Source organism: Candidatus Methanoliparum sp. LAM-1 (assembly GCF_020885915.1).
Classification (GTDB): Archaea; Halobacteriota; Methanoliparia; order Methanoliparales; family Methanoliparaceae; genus Methanoliparum; species Methanoliparum thermophilum.
The window spans coordinates 1,175,057-1,190,896 of record NZ_AP025251.1; the positions used below are offsets into that span (position 1 = coordinate 1,175,057).

19 protein-coding genes are annotated in these 15,840 nt (G+C 37.4%); 7 read left to right on the top strand and 12 right to left on the bottom strand.

Annotation, left to right across the window (positions count from 1 at the left end; translation table 11 throughout):
* Window positions 1-448: 448 nt before the first annotated feature.
* The 5 genes from LPC15_RS06425 to LPC15_RS06445 all read left to right on the top strand — a co-directional run bounded on the left by LPC15_RS06425 (window position 449) and on the right by LPC15_RS06445 (window position 3,170).
* A complete protein-coding gene (locus LPC15_RS06425) occupies window positions 449-1,201 on the top strand; it encodes an ABC transporter substrate-binding protein (protein ID WP_229234542.1) in 753 nt (250 codons plus the stop codon).
* A 155-nt stretch (window positions 1,202-1,356) separates the two neighbouring features.
* Window positions 1,357-1,557: a hypothetical protein gene (locus LPC15_RS06430; protein WP_229234543.1), complete on the top strand. Its 201-nt coding sequence runs from the start codon at window positions 1,357-1,359 to the stop codon at window positions 1,555-1,557.
* Between the two features lie 210 nt (window positions 1,558-1,767).
* Window positions 1,768-1,935, top strand: coding sequence for a hypothetical protein (locus tag LPC15_RS06435; protein WP_229234544.1), 168 nt, complete (start codon window positions 1,768-1,770; stop codon window positions 1,933-1,935).
* A 239-nt stretch (window positions 1,936-2,174) separates the two neighbouring features.
* On the top strand, window positions 2,175-2,555 hold the full coding sequence (locus tag LPC15_RS06440; protein WP_229234545.1) for a hypothetical protein: 381 nt from the start codon (window positions 2,175-2,177) through the stop codon (window positions 2,553-2,555).
* A gap of 273 nt (window positions 2,556-2,828) precedes the next feature.
* Window positions 2,829-3,170, top strand: coding sequence for a hypothetical protein (locus LPC15_RS06445; RefSeq protein ID WP_229234546.1), 342 nt, complete (start codon window positions 2,829-2,831; stop codon window positions 3,168-3,170).
* A 304-nt stretch (window positions 3,171-3,474) separates the two neighbouring features.
* On the opposite strand, the gene LPC15_RS06450 is transcribed toward LPC15_RS06445, so the two are convergent.
* The 12 genes from LPC15_RS06450 to purN are packed head-to-tail and all read right to left on the bottom strand — an operon-like array spanning window position 3,475 to window position 13,904.
* Window positions 3,475-4,692 (bottom strand): 2,3-bisphosphoglycerate-independent phosphoglycerate mutase, encoded by a 1,218-nt coding sequence (locus tag LPC15_RS06450; RefSeq protein ID WP_229234547.1) that lies wholly within the window; start codon window positions 4,690-4,692, stop codon window positions 3,475-3,477.
* Window positions 4,693-4,695: 3 nt separating this feature from the next.
* Entirely contained in the window at window positions 4,696-5,331 is a 636-nt protein-coding gene (locus tag LPC15_RS06455; protein WP_229234549.1) for a 30S ribosomal protein S3ae, read from the bottom strand.
* Window positions 5,332-5,335: 4 nt separating this feature from the next.
* On the bottom strand, window positions 5,336-6,889 hold the full coding sequence (locus tag LPC15_RS06460) for a serine--tRNA ligase (RefSeq protein WP_229234550.1): 1,554 nt from the start codon (window positions 6,887-6,889) through the stop codon (window positions 5,336-5,338).
* Between the two features lie 16 nt (window positions 6,890-6,905).
* A complete protein-coding gene (locus tag LPC15_RS06465; protein ID WP_229234552.1) occupies window positions 6,906-7,133 on the bottom strand; it encodes a KEOPS complex subunit Pcc1 in 228 nt (75 codons plus the stop codon).
* Window position 7,134: 1 nt separating this feature from the next.
* Window positions 7,135-8,499, bottom strand: a complete 1,365-nt coding sequence (locus tag LPC15_RS06470) for a single-stranded-DNA-specific exonuclease RecJ (protein WP_229234554.1) — start codon at window positions 8,497-8,499, stop codon at window positions 7,135-7,137.
* 43 nt (window positions 8,500-8,542) lie between these two features.
* The gene (locus tag LPC15_RS06475) at window positions 8,543-9,001 is read right to left on the bottom strand and encodes a 30S ribosomal protein S15 (RefSeq protein ID WP_229234555.1); all 459 of its coding nucleotides are present in this window, start codon (window positions 8,999-9,001) and stop codon (window positions 8,543-8,545) included.
* A gap of 2 nt (window positions 9,002-9,003) precedes the next feature.
* A complete protein-coding gene (locus tag LPC15_RS06480; RefSeq protein WP_229234557.1) occupies window positions 9,004-9,564 on the bottom strand; it encodes an XTP/dITP diphosphatase in 561 nt (186 codons plus the stop codon).
* Window positions 9,557-10,141: a Kae1-associated kinase Bud32 gene (locus LPC15_RS06485; RefSeq protein ID WP_229234559.1), complete on the bottom strand. Its 585-nt coding sequence runs from the start codon at window positions 10,139-10,141 to the stop codon at window positions 9,557-9,559. The genes LPC15_RS06480 and LPC15_RS06485 overlap by 8 nt, the downstream gene beginning before the upstream one ends.
* Window positions 10,135-11,115 (bottom strand): bifunctional N(6)-L-threonylcarbamoyladenine synthase/serine/threonine protein kinase, encoded by a 981-nt coding sequence (locus tag LPC15_RS06490; RefSeq protein ID WP_229234560.1) that lies wholly within the window; start codon window positions 11,113-11,115, stop codon window positions 10,135-10,137. Before LPC15_RS06490 ends, LPC15_RS06485 begins: the two co-directional genes overlap by 7 nt.
* 8 nt (window positions 11,116-11,123) lie before the next feature.
* The gene (gene folP, locus LPC15_RS06495) at window positions 11,124-12,068 is read right to left on the bottom strand and encodes a dihydropteroate synthase (RefSeq protein WP_229234562.1); all 945 of its coding nucleotides are present in this window, start codon (window positions 12,066-12,068) and stop codon (window positions 11,124-11,126) included.
* The gene (locus LPC15_RS06500; protein ID WP_229234564.1) at window positions 11,975-13,264 is read right to left on the bottom strand and encodes a bifunctional folylpolyglutamate synthase/dihydrofolate synthase; all 1,290 of its coding nucleotides are present in this window, start codon (window positions 13,262-13,264) and stop codon (window positions 11,975-11,977) included. Before LPC15_RS06500 ends, folP begins: the two co-directional genes overlap by 94 nt.
* Window positions 13,236-13,904: a phosphoribosylglycinamide formyltransferase gene (gene purN, locus LPC15_RS06505; protein WP_229234566.1), complete on the bottom strand. Its 669-nt coding sequence runs from the start codon at window positions 13,902-13,904 to the stop codon at window positions 13,236-13,238. Before purN ends, LPC15_RS06500 begins: the two co-directional genes overlap by 29 nt.
* Window positions 13,905-14,364: 460 nt before the next feature.
* On the opposite strand from purN, the gene LPC15_RS06510 reads away from it, so the two are divergent.
* Window positions 14,365-14,571, top strand: a complete 207-nt coding sequence (locus LPC15_RS06510; protein WP_229234572.1) for a hypothetical protein — start codon at window positions 14,365-14,367, stop codon at window positions 14,569-14,571.
* A gap of 22 nt (window positions 14,572-14,593) precedes the next feature.
* Window positions 14,594-15,838, top strand: a complete 1,245-nt coding sequence (locus LPC15_RS06515) for an acyl-CoA dehydrogenase family protein (RefSeq protein WP_229234573.1) — start codon at window positions 14,594-14,596, stop codon at window positions 15,836-15,838.
* Window positions 15,839-15,840: the final 2 nt, after the last annotated feature.

Here is a 15,840-nt window from a genome sequence, read left to right on the forward strand (position 1 = left end):
ATATTATTACTTTCTTATTAATTTTTCTGATTTTGTGTTATCAATAACAAAATTTGTAATACTTTATAAACATTCTCTTTTTAAATTTATATACTAAAATAAACTTAAAAATAGCACAAAAAAATGGAAAGGTTTATAAACACGTAGTATCTATGATGGTTTATATTTTTTATAAGTAAAAGTATAAACGTTGTTAAATATAAGATAAAAATAAAAAAGGAGATGATATAAGATAGCAGCATGCATTAATGTAACAATAGAGCAGATTTGCGGAACATTTACCCAAGGATGTTTATCAAATCCCCATCTTTTCTGGTAGAAGTTAGTTTTTTTCCAAAATCCTAACAAAAGTAGGAGTTTTTATCAAAACCGAGCTTTTTTAGGGCAGATTATTTATATACCCAACGATAAAACGGATGCTTGAATAATTGGGAGGTAAAAAAAAAGGATGAATAAAAAAATTATAGAAGCGATGCTCGCCTGTCTGATCGTCTGTACCATGTTTTTGGCTCCGGTAACGTATGCTGATAAAGGAAAGGCTGATAAAAAAAAGATCGTTACTATCATAGATTCGTTGGGAAATAGGGTTGAGATACCGTATCCTGTGGAGCGTGTGGTAAACGTGAACCTCTTTGCGGATGAGGTAATCGTCGCATTGGGGGGAGAAGATAAACTCGTCGGTATCGATCTGATACCTCTGGCAGAACCAGAGTTCTATCCGACATTACAGAATAAACCTACAGTCGGACTCCACCACTTTCCAAGCTACGAGAAGATCATCGATCTGGAACCAGATGTGGTGATCGCCGCAAGTGATCTTATGTTTCTCCCTGGATTTAAAGAGAAGATGGAAGCCGCTGGCATCAAGGTGGTCTATCTGAATCTGTGGAAACCGGAGACTTATGATCGTGATGTGAGAAATCTGGGGATAATACTCGGAGAAGAGAAGAGAGCAGAGGAGTATCTCAAGTTCGTCCATTCGTACATAGAGATGGTCGAAGATCGAGTGAAGGATATACCTTCAGGTGAAAGAGTGGGAGTTTATTGGGAGGTTCACTTTCCATACATGACGATGGGCAAACTTCCGCACGGTATGAAGACATTTTGCACACCTTTGGTTGGCGAAAATCTTGAAAAATTACTTGTAAGTAATATCGCAGAATTTAACAGACGGCATTACTACATAACCAAGAGTTTATGAATTTTTATATATATCAATAATTCATGATATATATATAAAATATATATATATAAAAAAGTTTATATATGGATAAAAAGCAAAAAATTTATATACCCAGCCGATTAATAATATAGCATGAAAGATAAAAAATAAAAAAAGAGGTGAAGAATATGCTTATGAAAAAGTTGAAAAGGATGCTCAGAGAAGAGGATGCAATGGGATGCGTGACGGAAATATGCGTGGGTCTCTGCACTTGTGAAGCCTGGAGTATTTTTATAGATACCCTGATCTGTGGTGGTCAGGGAATGCTTCGGGGAGCCGCTGTCCCAATAATCAATGAGTGTATAAAGCAGTGTGCGGGACTCTTGGGAGCATAAAACGCCGGTGATACTTAGGAATTTTTTGTTTTATTTTATATGATCTCAAAAATTGAGGTGGAGAAATGGAATGCTTAATGGCATGCACGAGGGACTGTCTCGTGCCTATGATAACCGATTGCATAAAGAGCTGCATCGGGAGACAGGGATGTATCGGCATCATACCCGATTGTTTAGGGGCGTGTTGTGGGAAATAAGTGAGGTGAAGAAATGAATATTAGAAAGATAAGAAGAATGTGGAAGGATGAAGAGGCCTGTAATCTTATTCTTTGTTCTGAGCCGATAGCATGGATGAGCTGTGGGGCGTTATTGGAGTGGGCCACAGGATGTATTTTTGGAACTTGTGGGAAGCTCTGCCTACTATGCTTTCCTTCGTGAAGGTGAGTTGAATGGATGTAAGCATAGCGATTTGTGGGATCTGCGGCGGTTCGACGTTGGGTGGAATCTTCTCAGGATTGGCAGATCTGATACCTGTGTTAGGAGGTGAATAAAAGATGGAATGTGCATTTAGTTGCATAGAGACGTTCGTAGACGTCCCCGTAGCCTTCGTCAAAGGTGGGATAGGTGAGTTCTTCCACTCGAACGCGGAGATGATCTGGAAACTGATGGGTTGGTAGATGGATCGATATCGTCTGATCGTCTTCGCTGTATTAGTAATCACCGTCGGATGCGCCTTCCTTACGAGTGCCCAGATCTTTCCGTGCATACCTGAGAAAGAGGAGAAGCCCCCGGAGAAGCCCCCGGAGAAACCGCCTGAAGAACCCTGGACGAATGAGGAGTTGACGGAGAAGGTCTGGAATTTAACGAAGCAGTATAACGATCTTAAATTAGAGAATGATAAATTAAAAGAGGAGAATGCCGATCTTAAGGATAAGGTAGCCGATCTTGAGGATAAGGTAGCCGATCTTAAGGATAAGGTAGCCGATCTTGAGGATAAGGTAGCCGATCTTAAGGATGAGGTTGCCGATCTTAAGGATGAGGTTGCCGATCTGGGATAAAATTGAATTTCGTAAAGCAGAGTGGAGTGATGATATGTTAATAACCAACTGTATCTTCGACATAATCGCGCACGTCTTGGAGCAGGACATTTTGGTCTCCTGCCCCACCCTTGCGATGTGCTGTGGATCTACTATACTGTGTATTATCGGATGTATCTTTGCCCCGATCGGAAAGTGCTTAAAATTCTGGTTTGGGTGATATAAATGGATTGTTTATCCTGTCTCGATTGGGTAAATTCCTGTGTTTGGGGGAATTTCGTTTCGACAATTTTAATGATTATTGGTTTTATTGGCGGCATCTTTGCTACCACGGGCGCTCTTCTCGGGTGGTTCTGTCCTCCCTGGCTCGGGCGCTACTTCGCTACCTTAGGAGCTTTCATTGGGTGCATTTCCTCTATCCTGCTCAACTATCTCGCCGGTTATTATATAATAGACTCTTTCATAGACTCTTTCGTTCCCTTCGCATCCTTCTTTGAGAGCTTCTTTCACAACCTGATATGGATATGCGGCGCTCCCGTCGTCGTCCGGGCGGCATACATGGAAGGTTGTATGGAGGAGTTTTTAAAAGCGTGTAGGGATCTGATCAGCCACCTGTTGGGTATGGGTGATGAATGAGAATCGATGACGGGAGAAATAGCTTAATGATATGGGGGAGAAAAAGAGATCGCGAGGTATTGTAAATCGCTTGGGTATCTGAATAAAGAAGATAAGCTCTTTACCGTCTCTTTTCTGAAAAATAAGAAGTGGGAAGAAGCAGAGAGACCTTTAACGGTATATATTACCACAGAAAAGAGAGATCCACCACTCTGCTGTTTTTAACCTCTTCTGGCGCCCCCATCATCGTCCGGGCGGCATACATGGATGGCTGTATGAGTTTTTAAAGGAGTGTTATGAGCTGATTCGGCACCATATAAGTATATTATGCACCGAACTTCTTACCTCTGCCTACAAGATCGAGTAAGATGAGCATCAAATCTTTTCCTCTAATCCTACCCAATCCACCATTTGCGCATTCAAACTCGTTAAACCTCTCTACCTCATCAGTTCGCACGCCTTCGCCAGATATACAGATCGGTACAGGATCACCTGTATGGTTTCCTACCGATACAGGAGTCGTATGATCTGAAGTAATAGCAATGATTGTATCCTCCAACCCAACCAGCTTTTCGAATGCAGCATCTATCCTCTCTAAAAATCTCCTCTTTTTTGAAAAATCTCTATCGTGTCCTGCCTCATCAGCACCTTTTATATTCATCAATACAAAATCATGAGTATCCAGTAACAGAAGTGCGCTCTTCACCTTATTATCTATATTAGTATCAATACCCCCTGTTGCACCCTCTGTAAAAGTAAAATCAAGCCCACATAACCTAGATATGCCTATGACCAATCCTGTTGCAGCAACTGCAGCACCTTTTAATCCATATTTTTCTTCGAATTTTTCAACAATAGGTACAATACCAGCACCACGTGGAAGAATCACGTTTGCTATTGGCAATCCTCTCTTTTTTCTCTCCTCGTTTATCGGATGGTTGGATAAAATCTTGATACTCTGCTCGACAAAATCGTTCAAAATCTCGGCTGTTTTTTCTGCTGTCTCATCCAAAGGTTCAGCCTTCTTTAACGGTAGATTATCATCCCCAGGATCGACATCTGTAATTTTATAACTCAATCCATCACCTCTAAGGACCAATGCAGCCCTATGACCCGCCGATCTTTTAAACAAAAAATCAACCTTTAGTTTTACATTCTGTTCTATAGCTTCTGCCAACCCGTCGGTATCGTTGATCCTTCCTGCCCGCCTATCTAAGATTATACCATCTTTATACGTAGCAAAATTGCATCTAAACGCTAAATCTCCTTTTTTAACGCTTATTCCGGCACCTATAGCCTCTAATGGTCCACGACCGGTATAAATCCGATAAGGATCGTATCCAAGAAGGGATAAATGCCCAACATCTGATCCTGGAGGTATTCCAGGAGATATTACATCCATAATACCGTTTATGCCATCTCTTGCTATCTGGTTTATATTCCTAAGATTAGCGTCGCTAAACGGCGTCTTTTTTTCTCCATCGATTAAAACAGGCCGATCGGCAGCACCGTCTAAAACGATAAACAGTATCTTTTTCTTCATATATTAAACGGTTATACCTTTAACGTCTTCTGAATATGTGTCTTGGTTTAAATTACCCATAGGCATAGAGATTAACTGAGTCTTTCCAATATCTACTCGTCTTAATGGAGATATAAATCTCGCCTCTTTATATATATCAGATGCAAGCTTTCCTAAAACAACTGCCTGGATAAATTGATTGAATTCCAATTTTTTTGCGGTGTTTTCGGTTATATTTTCCATGATCGACCTAATTTTTTTCTTTTTTGTTGTTTGTATCCTTTTTAATGTAAAAGCACAAGGTTTTATCCTGATCTTATATCCATCACTCGTCGTTACCACAAAATTACTTGCTATTATAGATGTCCTTCGCCTTACAAGACTTCTTAGATAATCTCTGGTTAATTCGTGAGAATCAAACCTAGTATAAGCCTTATCTCCCTCAATTCTATCTATTTTAAAGAATAATTTAATATTCTGCTTGCTCCAATCATTTATTATATCAGCCAAGGTTATTTTAACCTTTCTTCCTATAAGTTTGGTTTGATCGTCTGCTAAAGTCTCCTTCAGCTCAGTGTTGCCGAACGCTTCAGGAGCTACTAACGTGTACCACTTTTTTTGTTTCCATTTATCGATAGATTTTCTAACTTTTTTAGCCATGATATCACCTTTTTTTAGGCCATTCTAATGTTTTTGTAACTTTAGGTAATTCTCTAACCCTCTCTTTAATTATAGAGGGCCATTTTTCAATATCAAACCCATAATGAGACAAGAATACAGCCACCCACCTTGATATGCCAAATCCTATACAACCTGTCCATATAGGCTTTGGTGAGCGGATAGAGAAACCTGTAACAAAATGCGTACCATGTAGATTTACAGATCCGATAGATACCGTCCTTCCTCCAACAGTTTCCACTCTTACCTCAAATTTAGGGATTTCTGGATACTCTATATCTCTTTTCTCCTCTCTCAACCCTTCTAAATAAAATGGATCGTCACCAACCTCTACATGCCAATTCAATCCCATCAAATCCATAACATCCATATATGCCTTAAGACAATCATCTGCGATCTCCTTAACTTGATCTAACGTACCTAAAAAGACCATCTCGATCCTTTGAAACTCGTTTACTCTATCCAACCCTTTTGTAGCTCCGCCTTCCCATCTATACGTAAACCCAGATCGATCAAACATCTTTATCGGTAGTTCATCAAGATCTACCATCTCGTGTGAGAATATTTGATAAAAAGGTTCGCATTGTGCGGGTGCTAAGACATAAGACGGATCTTTAAGCCCCTCTTTTAATATCTCAATAGGTATCTCATCTCTGATAGCCAGTTCTTTCTTGAATCGTTCATATATATTAGGATCCCTTTTCGGCGAGGATACATAATACATCCCTTCAGGCAATCCTTCCAGATACCTCATCTTCTTCATAATCTCGAGAGGTATCAATTTTGGAAATAACGCTTCCGAAAAACCTAATTTTTCAGGCACCTCTTCGACTATTATATCTGATATCGCTCGAAACAACTTGGCATACGGTGGCAGATATATCCATTGTCCTTTTCCTGGAAATCGTTTAATCCAACCGATCTCTTCTGCTATCTCGGTTGGATCCCTATCTAAAGCCAGTTTTACCCTATTCTTACATCTGTAAAGGATGGTTCCAGGCTCGATCTTTGCAATCTTATAAACCAGATAATCTTTATCAGCTGTTTTAAGCGATTCATCTTTTAATAGTCCTATTATTCTATCGATAGAATGAGACCTAAGATCGCTCTCAGAGAGCTCTTTAAGATAAATCTCTATTTTTCCTTCATTATTGTTAACATCCTTGATCTCGGGTATATCATTGAGAACAATCTTTATATCATCTAAATCTACATTTTTATCGAGTTTAATACAGTAATACTCGGTGCTTATCCCTCTAAGTCCTATCTGATATTTTTTTCCGAGCAACTTTCTCAATGGATTGTAAAGCCGTATGAGTGCATCATGCGCCCGTACATATCTATCTGAAAAAATTTCTAACGAGATCTTATCATTCGAGACGTTGATATTCGATACTTTTGCACCTTTGCCCTTTGGTGCACCTTTTACCAACAAACTCTCGTTTGCCTCTTTTATAAGATTATATATATCCTCTTTTGCATGTTCTACATTTCTATTCGTTTTAATTGTCCCTTTCAAATGAAACTCTAAATCGTTCATCTTAAAATCCCATTTTTCATATTTTAGTATCGAGAATGTTATATATATCCATTGTAACCTTTATGTTTATCAATAGATCATCTAAAGTAAGTAAGAGAGATCCGATACTGGAAGAATCAACCGAGATCTCTAATCCTTCATCGTCTATATATCTCTTGATGCTGGGTATGTTATCCGGAGATATCGCCTTATCAATGAGGGATGAATACTTATCTCGTATATAAATTCTTCCTTTAATCTTCATACTACAAGCCCATCTGCCTTTTTATAATATCGTCAGCAATGTCCAAAAACAGATCTTCTTTATCCGAAGGAATACTTGCCCCGGATGCAATATTATGCCCGCCGCCACGTCCACCCACTTTTTTGGCTGATATTTTCGTTACTTTTGCCAGGTCGACCCCTTTTTTAACCAGAGATCTTGTCCCTCTGGTAGATATCTTTATCTCACCATCGCCGTTTGCTTTATTAATAACAAAAATAGGTAAATCTGGAGAGATATACCTTATAATAGTGCTTGCAACTTCTCCAGTTATCCCTTCCTTATCTATCTCGATATATTGCAAATTTTTTCTCTTTTTTAATCTCGTCTTAGCGTTTTTAACCTCTTTTATAACGCTAATTTTAAAATCTGATGTATATCTTTCCGCCTCTTTTAAATTATTTAAAAACTCTTCTGAATTATGGTATGGTATGATAGTTTCATCTTTAGATTTATATTTCCCTTTCAAGCATAAAGATAAAGCTAATCCTGATTTACCCATCTTTCCGCAAGAGTTTAAAATATCCACCAAGAATAAAAGATTTTTGATATGCCCCTCCTTCATAAAGAAAGTATCTCCAACAATGCAATTTTTAACCTCATCAGGCAGATTATCCGGCAACATCTTAATCAAGGATTTAAATAAGAGCTCTATCTCTTCCTTGGATAGATTATAAATTTTTTTATCGTGTTTTATATTTAATCGATCCAAAAAAGATTTAACACCAGTCTCATCACCTGAAAAGTCAAAATAAGGATCGATAGAATGAACCAGTCCGGTTAAAAGATCTTCTCCACTAAGCTTGATGTTTCTCCTCTTCTCGATAAGATTGTGTTTTAATGCCTCGTTCAAAATAATCTCGTTTGCCTTTTCTAAGTCTTGTTTATCTCCAATAGCTCCTACAATCGCAAGATATGACAGATCCTCATTTTTACCTAATTTTTTAGATAGAAAATAAGAGACACCCGATGCAGATAACTCTTTACTTCCATCTATACCATAAAAATAGGGATTTATATGAACTATGTTATCGTAATCGTCTTTCTTATCGAAGATATGATGATCCAGGATAACAGCCTTCAAACCGGTTGATGAAATATCTTCAATATCGTTGCTTCCCATATCACAGAAAACTACTAACTCGTCTTTTGAAACGCCGTTTAAGATATTTTTATCGAAAGATTTAATGATTGTGATCTGACACCGTTTATTTTTTCTTAAAAGAGCGTTGCATAGTATCCCTGCAGCAGATATACCATCAGCATCGTTATGAGAAAAGATACGTATCCTCTCAGCCAGTTTTATAAACTCTACTGCATTATCCAGATCTTTTGCTAATTTCTCCATACATAAAGATGATTACAATAAGAAAAATTTTAACATTTTAAACCTACTTGGAGACCATCATCTCTGCCTTCTCCCTATCGTAAACCCATGTCTCTGGCAGAACTTTCTCTCGTTTATAATACTTCATAAGTCGTCTTATCTTAGATTCAGTCAATTGCAAGGCACGTCTATTATGTAAATCTTTCTTATTAGCATCCAAATGCTTTTTTAATCTAATTGCCTTTTTTATAAGGTTTTCTAAATCTTCAGGAATATTTGGAGCTTTATTTTCCTCTTTTAAAACCTTTGTTATCTTTTTATTAAGTATAAGTTTAGTACTTGGCACGCCATAAGAATCTCTTAAGATCATACCGATCTCTGAGGTGGAGAATCCTTTCGATGCTAGATTTAATATAATCTCTTTGATCTCCTCTTTATCTCTTAAAGACCATTCAGGAGCGCTTGTTCTGTATGGACGTGTAGAACCAGCCTTTCCCTTTCTCCGTGCATACATTCTTGCCATTTTTATAACACCTCTTTAAAATTATTCTCTAAAAATTTTTTAAATTTACTCACAGCAGATCCTCTATGTGATTTTTTATTCTTTTCATCGAGTGATATCTCTCCAAACGTCCTTCCATTATATAAAAATATTGGATCGAAACCAAACCCATTCTTCCCCCTCTCTTCATGGAATATAAATCCATCTACTCTTCCACTGAATAATTTTATATCTCCTTTCTTGTTACAATAAGATATAACCGATTTAAAATAAGCTCTTCTGTCTTTTTCACCGGATAACAATCTTAGAATTCCTTTATTTCCTATTGTATCGTGGACGTAAGAGGAGAAAACTCCAGGAAATCCATTTAATTTATGTATAAATAGACCAGAATCTTCTAAAAAGATATCCCCTCCATAATTATTCCAGAGATACGTTATTCCATAGTATGCTACATCCTCCAAATCGGATGCTTGTATCTCTGGATAACCCACGTTAAACATCTCTATATCATAATCGCTTAATAGATGTTTAACCTCGTAGAATTTTTCCTTGTTAGATGTAACAAACCGTAATCTACTCATGCTTATATCTGCCTCTTTTTTCTATCTTTTTTACTCTATCGAGTACTTCCTCTGCCTTATCAAAGACTTTTTTATACCCTTTAATAAAAGACTCTTCGAGTTTATCATAATTATCATAGATATGCAACATTTGAAATAGGACATGGATATCTACTCCACGCCCTTCCACCTCTTCATCGTATCTTGACAGTCCAAAATCTATCAGGTATATCACGTCCTCTTCTGGGGAATAGATCATGTTTGCTGTTGTAAGATCACCATGTACGATCCCTCTCTTATGCATCTTGCCAACATGTTCACCAACCCGCTCTATAAGCCTTTCATCTATCACCTCTTTGAGAGTAACTCCATTGATAAGTTCCATCTTTATCGTATCATGGGTTATATCAAGTATTATAGGTGTAGGAACTCCTACTTTTCGAGCGTCTGCCATTATTTTTGCCTCTATCTTTGTTCGCTCCTGCCTTATGATATCATCGAGTTGTTTTATCCTATATCGTTTAGGAAGACGTTTTTTAATGACTATACCGTTATCTTCATCAAATTCTACATCTGCCTCGGCACCCTTTATTACCACTTTATCTCAACCTCATCAGGTCTAAAATTAGGTTTGACCGTGGAATCTTCTACTTTTATTGTAATACCGCTTTTTAACATTAAAAGACCAGTATAAGCGATCATTACTCCATTATCTCCCATATACTTCTTATCTGGAACAAAAAATCTCACATCTCTATCTTCGCACATAATCTTTAACATCTCTCTCAACCGAGAATTTGCCCCAACGCCACCGGTTAATAAAAGTTCATGTGTATCGGTATACGCAAGGGCTCTCTCCGTAACCTCTACAAGCATAGAAAATGCGTTCTCTTGCAAACTAAATGAGACATCATAGATCGAAAATTCCTCTCTATTAACGGCATTTATAGCAGCGGTTACAAGACCTGAAAACGAAAAATCCATTCCTTTAACGACATAAGGCAGTTTTATATACCTTTCTCCTTTTTTAGCCAATTCTTCTATCTTTGGGCCACCAGGATGTCTTATATTGAAGGCTCTTGAAAATTTATCTATGGCGTTACCTATACCAATATCTAAAGTCTCACCATAGATATTATATCGTCTGCCTCTAAGTCCAATAACTTGGGAGTTAGCCCCACTCACATAGAGTATCAACGGATTTTTTGCACCGGTAAGCCATTTTCCAATCTCTATATGGGCTATACAATGATTTACACCGATTAAAGGAATATCTAATAGTAAAGACAACGCTCTTGCCGCTGTGGCAACAGTTCTTAAACAAGGTCCCATTCCAGGTCCTATAGAGAAAGCAACACCGTTTATATTTTTTGGGTCGATATCTGCCTTATCTAACACGGTAGAGATTACCTTCTTGATGTTAGTAGCATGGCTTTGAGCAGCATCTCTTGGATGAATCCCACCCCCTACAGGTTGATATGGTAGACTATACTCGGATAAGATTTTATCTTCCTCGACGATGGCTGCACTCAAATTCCATGCAGTCCCTTCTATCCCTAAAACAATATTCATGATCTCCACTATCTTCGACAGATGTTGGATACCACATCGACAACGTCTTTCGTCTCTCTTACATCATGAACTCTCACTATGTCAGCCCCATTCGCCACTGCTATTGCTACTGTGGCAAGACTGCCTATTAACCGATCTTCAGGTGATGATTCATTGCATATATTGCTGATAAACGTTTTTCTGGATGTACCAACCAATATAGGCTTATTCAAAGATTTAAGCTCTCTTAATCTCTTGAGAATGGTACAGTTATCTTCTATTCCATCCCCAGTTCTCTTTCCAAAACCTATTCCGGGGTCTATGATAATCTTATCTTCAGATATTCCTTTTTCAATTGCAAAATCCATTCTTTCTTTAAAAAAATAGATTATCTCCTGCATAATATCTCTATACTGTGGATTTACCTGCATATCTCTCGGTATTCCTTGCATATGCATTAGAGATATTGGAAGGTCGTATTCTGCCGCGATATCTCCCATATCTTCATCAAAACGAAGAGCACTTATATCGTTTATCATCGTTGCACCGTATTTTATCGCTGTCTCGGCAACCTCGCTCTTATAAGTATCGATAGAGATCGGTATATCTGTTATCTCACCAAGAATCTTTATAACAGGAATAACCCGATCGATCTCTTCTTTTGCATCTATAGGTATCGATCCTGGGCGGGTAGATTCTCCACCAATATCCAATATATCTGCACCTGCATCGATGAGTTCCAAACCATGCATAACAGCCAGATCGACATTGAAAAATCTTCCTCCATCATAAAACGAGTCTGGTGTCACATTCAATACTCCCATAATAGCGGTCTTGCTCCTTTCGTGATTTTCATGCGAACAGATATCTAAAGTCCTCATTAACCGTTTATAGACAAGAGAGTATCCTTGGTTCGTCTCTGTATCAATATCTCTCTCGCCTCTCCTACCAGATAAAGCGATCCTGTAATACATATAATATCCCTTTTAGACGCAATTTTTTTTGCCATATATATTGCATTCTTAAGGTCTTCCATAACAAACAATCTTGTATCCTTATGAATGTTTTTAAATTTTTTTGATAGATCTTTAGGATTCTCGCTTCTCGGATTTTTTGATCGTGTTATTATCGCTAAATCTGCTTTCATCCTCTCAATCATACCGTCTATATCTTTATCTCCCAATATCCCTATAACCAGAATAAGCTTATCGTATCTATAATCTCTTAAAGATTTAAACAGATATTCTATTCCTTTTACATTATGTGCTCCATCAAGAATGATATTATCCTCAATAAACTCCATTCTTCCTTTTATATCAGATTTAAAAACTCCTTCCAATATATTTTTATCAGAGATGTTATATCCCAAATCTCTTAAACAATTGATAACAGCTATTACCACGGATAAGTTTTCTCCTTGGTATCTACCCATTAGTCTTGTATTCAATATATAGTTATCGATTAAGAAGGTCTGATAGTCTTTGTTTAATGATATCCTTTTATATTTTGCTCTCTTCACTACTTGAGCGCCTTTTTCAGATGCTACTCTCTCTACAACCGATAAAGCCTTTCCTGTGCATCCTGTAACGATAGGAACACCTTTTTTTATAATACCTGCCTTTTCGTAGGCTATATCCTCTATTTTATCACCCAGAATGTTGGTATGATCTTTAGAAACGTTCGTTATTACCGAGACTACAGGTAGTACCACATTTGTAGCATCCAATCTACCACCAAGACCTACCTCTAAAATAGCAAAATCAACTCTTTTAAATTGAAAATAGCTTAATGCAATAGCCGTCTCAACCTCGAATATTGTTGCATTAATCTCTTCTGCATAAGGTCTTACCTCTCGTATCAAACTTAAAAATTCATCCCGCTTGATATATTCACCATCGACAGAGAATCTTTCTTCCCTTCTACCTAAATCAGGAGAGGTATATATTCCTGTCTTATATCCTGCCTCTTTGAGGATAGATCCTATATAAGTACAGGTAGACCCTTTTCCGTTTGTACCTCCAACATGTATTATCTTGTAACTCTTTTCAGGATTACCAAGACATTTTAACAATCTTTCTATCCGTTCTAATCCTAATTTAGTCCCAAACTTATTTAATGAAAGAAACCAGTCTAAATCTTCTCTAATATCCATAGCTATATAATACATCATCAATTACTGGATATTTAAGTCTCCATGAATCTCCAGGCAATATTTTTACTCTTCGTCCCTCGATAACTATTCTGTTCTGTTCGAAGAGGTCTATCGTTCGTGGTAGTATCTGATGCTCAACTTCTAAAATTCGTTGAGTCAATGTCTCTATCGTATCATCATCTCTTACCAATACAGCCGCTTGTAATATTATAGGCCCACTATCCACGGTCTCACTCATAAAATGAGTAGTGCATCCAGTTATTTTCACTCCATACTCCAACGAATCCTTTTGACCTGAAGTACCGGGAAAAGATGGCAATAACGAAGGATGTATGTTTATCAATCTTCCTCTCCATCTTCTTACAAAGAATGGAGTGAGAATTTTCATCCATCCTGCACCTATTACCAAATCTGCTCCATAATTTTTTAAGATTAAATCAATATCTTTCTCGTAATCCTCTCTCTCTCTTCCTTTAGTCTCTATATATATTCCGTCGATATTATGTTTTTTTGCTCTCTCTAATGCATAAGCATCTTTGTTATTACTTATAACTACTCTTACCTCTGCGTTTATCTTCCCTTCTTCAGACGCATCCAATATCGATTGTAGATCAGTCCCTCGTCCAGAAACAAGTACTCCTAATTTTAATTTCTCCATCGTGATGATAAAGTAAATTCTATGCTATAATCTTTTCGTTTTATGAGTATGCTAAAAATAAAAGTATAGTGCTGGATTTCATTCTTAAGAAGATAAAGGTAGAGAAGAAGTTGAACGTAGATGCCACGTACTCGGTTCTTCTGTAATGGATACAAACCGTGAATTACTGCACATTATGGAGTACATAAAGGATGCATTCAACGAAGGATTCGACAGCAGGATAAAAGAGAGGGGTCGTAATGTTGCCCTAAACTGTTATCCGGTTAAAGGTACTGGGTCGAGGAGATAAAGTAGGCTTTTGTTTTATAGAATTGCTTAGCATTCCTATTCTTAATTTGACATTATAAAATGAGATATTAATGAATATATTTAAATATTAGAAAATATACTAAAAAACATAGGTAAATTAAGAATGAACTGGTCAAAAATAAAAATATAAATTTTGGAGGAGGAGATTAAAATGAGTGAAGAAGAAGGTTTTTCCGGAGGAAACATCATACAAACAGTGATAAATCTGCTTAAAGCGGTTTGGTCCATGATAAAACCGATAATTAACGCGTTAATAAGTACTTTCAGATCTTCTATGGAATCTTTGTTTAAAGGCACTTTTCTTGAGACAATAGTAAAAACATTTTTCGATATAATTGCTAGATTCACATCAGCGTAATTAAAGATAAAGAGGCAATAAGATGGTAAAAAAAGATGTTTTCCTTTATCCAAAGGAGTGGGTGACCGAGGAGGACGAGACGCTTGCCGATAGTGTCAGGGATTGGGCGGATAAGGAAGTAATGCCGAATAGGCAGGAGTTCGATGAAGATTATGAAGACAAGCTCGTCGGACCTGCGATGAAGAAGCTATTCGTAGAAATTGGGCTCCAGAAGATGGTGTGGCCCGAGAAGTATGGTGGAGAAGGATTGAATACTCCTGCTGTCTCGAGTATGTTAGTCAGGGTACTAGAAGAGATATCAAGAGCAGATTCTGGGATAGGATTCATTTTTGCCAATACTTTTTGCTCTCTTTTGCCTATAATATTGGAGCCAGATATCAATGATGAGCTTTGTTCGGAGCTTGCACCGTTGTTTTGTAAATCAAATGATATTAAGACGGTATCATTAATTTTGCCTGATTTTGGTGATCCTGAAATAAGAACGGATGATGATTTTTATGGTTTGACCGCACAAGTAACTGCTGAATTGAGAGATGATGGAGTTATCCTAAATGGTAGGAATGTACGTCCAATAAATTCTGGTAGTACGGCAAATATGTTTGGCGTTATATCTTCAGCAGGCGATGGAGATTTACTCTATGTACTGGTTCCAGAAAATACTTCAGGAATCAAGCGTGGCAAAACATTTTTTAAGACGGGTTTAAATTCGGATAAGAATGCAGATCTTTCGTTTGATAAGATAAAACTTCCGAAGAAGTATGTAGTATGGAAAGGATCCGATATGAAAGTTATCAAAGAGATATTGTCATGGAAGGCACTATGTGATAGCGCTTTGTGCGTTGGTTCTATAATGGATGTATACGAGACAGCTAAAAGATGGGGAACCGATAGAGTGATTCATTATGATCAAACTTTGAAAGAGAACCCTTTGGTTGCTGCTGTCTATGCTGATGTGTCGAAAGATATCGTATCTTCCAGATTATTAACACATAACCTTGCCAGAATTTTAGCTAAGCCTGAAATTTATGGAGAAAGCTGGAATGATGATGTCTTTTCGACTGCAAGGTCGATATCTTTAACGGTTATGAATGCTTCATGTGAAGCAATAAATAAAGCAATGGAGACCATGGCATCGGAAGGCTATGCAAGAGAGGGAAATATTGAGAAACATTGGAGAGATGTTAAATCTATAAAAAATATGATTGGGGGAGAAATACCCGCAAAGATGGATGTTACGAGATACTTTTTTGAATGTAAAAACATATAGGT

What these genes read in the sequence shown, in the direction of transcription:
- LPC15_RS06435 (WP_229234544.1), top strand. Translation starts at nt 1,768, where the DNA reads ATGAATATTAGAAAGATAAGAAGAATGTGGAAGGATGAAGAGGCCTGT.
- purN (WP_229234566.1), bottom strand. Translation starts at nt 13,904, where the DNA reads ATGGAGAAATTAAAATTAGGAGTACTTGTTTCTGGACGAGGGACTGAT.
- LPC15_RS06450 (WP_229234547.1), bottom strand. Translation starts at nt 4,692, where the DNA reads ATGAAGAAAAAGATACTGTTTATCGTTTTAGACGGTGCTGCCGATCGG.
- LPC15_RS06445 (WP_229234546.1), top strand. Translation starts at nt 2,829, where the DNA reads ATGATTATTGGTTTTATTGGCGGCATCTTTGCTACCACGGGCGCTCTT.
- LPC15_RS06425 (WP_229234542.1), top strand. Translation starts at nt 449, where the DNA reads ATGAATAAAAAAATTATAGAAGCGATGCTCGCCTGTCTGATCGTCTGT.
- folP (WP_229234562.1), bottom strand. Translation starts at nt 12,068, where the DNA reads ATGTATTACAGGATCGCTTTATCTGGTAGGAGAGGCGAGAGAGATATT.
- LPC15_RS06440 (WP_229234545.1), top strand. Translation starts at nt 2,175, where the DNA reads ATGGATCGATATCGTCTGATCGTCTTCGCTGTATTAGTAATCACCGTC.
- LPC15_RS06500 (WP_229234564.1), bottom strand. Translation starts at nt 13,264, where the DNA reads ATGATGTATTATATAGCTATGGATATTAGAGAAGATTTAGACTGGTTT.
- LPC15_RS06515 (WP_229234573.1), top strand. Translation starts at nt 14,594, where the DNA reads ATGGTAAAAAAAGATGTTTTCCTTTATCCAAAGGAGTGGGTGACCGAG.
- LPC15_RS06475 (WP_229234555.1), bottom strand. Translation starts at nt 9,001, where the DNA reads ATGGCAAGAATGTATGCACGGAGAAAGGGAAAGGCTGGTTCTACACGT.
- LPC15_RS06455 (WP_229234549.1), bottom strand. Translation starts at nt 5,331, where the DNA reads ATGGCTAAAAAAGTTAGAAAATCTATCGATAAATGGAAACAAAAAAAG.
- LPC15_RS06465 (WP_229234552.1), bottom strand. Translation starts at nt 7,133, where the DNA reads ATGAAGATTAAAGGAAGAATTTATATACGAGATAAGTATTCATCCCTC.
- LPC15_RS06490 (WP_229234560.1), bottom strand. Translation starts at nt 11,115, where the DNA reads ATGAATATTGTTTTAGGGATAGAAGGGACTGCATGGAATTTGAGTGCA.
- LPC15_RS06480 (WP_229234557.1), bottom strand. Translation starts at nt 9,564, where the DNA reads ATGAGTAGATTACGGTTTGTTACATCTAACAAGGAAAAATTCTACGAG.
- LPC15_RS06470 (WP_229234554.1), bottom strand. Translation starts at nt 8,499, where the DNA reads ATGGAGAAATTAGCAAAAGATCTGGATAATGCAGTAGAGTTTATAAAA.
- LPC15_RS06460 (WP_229234550.1), bottom strand. Translation starts at nt 6,889, where the DNA reads ATGAACGATTTAGAGTTTCATTTGAAAGGGACAATTAAAACGAATAGA.
- LPC15_RS06430 (WP_229234543.1), top strand. Translation starts at nt 1,357, where the DNA reads ATGAAAAAGTTGAAAAGGATGCTCAGAGAAGAGGATGCAATGGGATGC.
- LPC15_RS06510 (WP_229234572.1), top strand. Translation starts at nt 14,365, where the DNA reads ATGAGTGAAGAAGAAGGTTTTTCCGGAGGAAACATCATACAAACAGTG.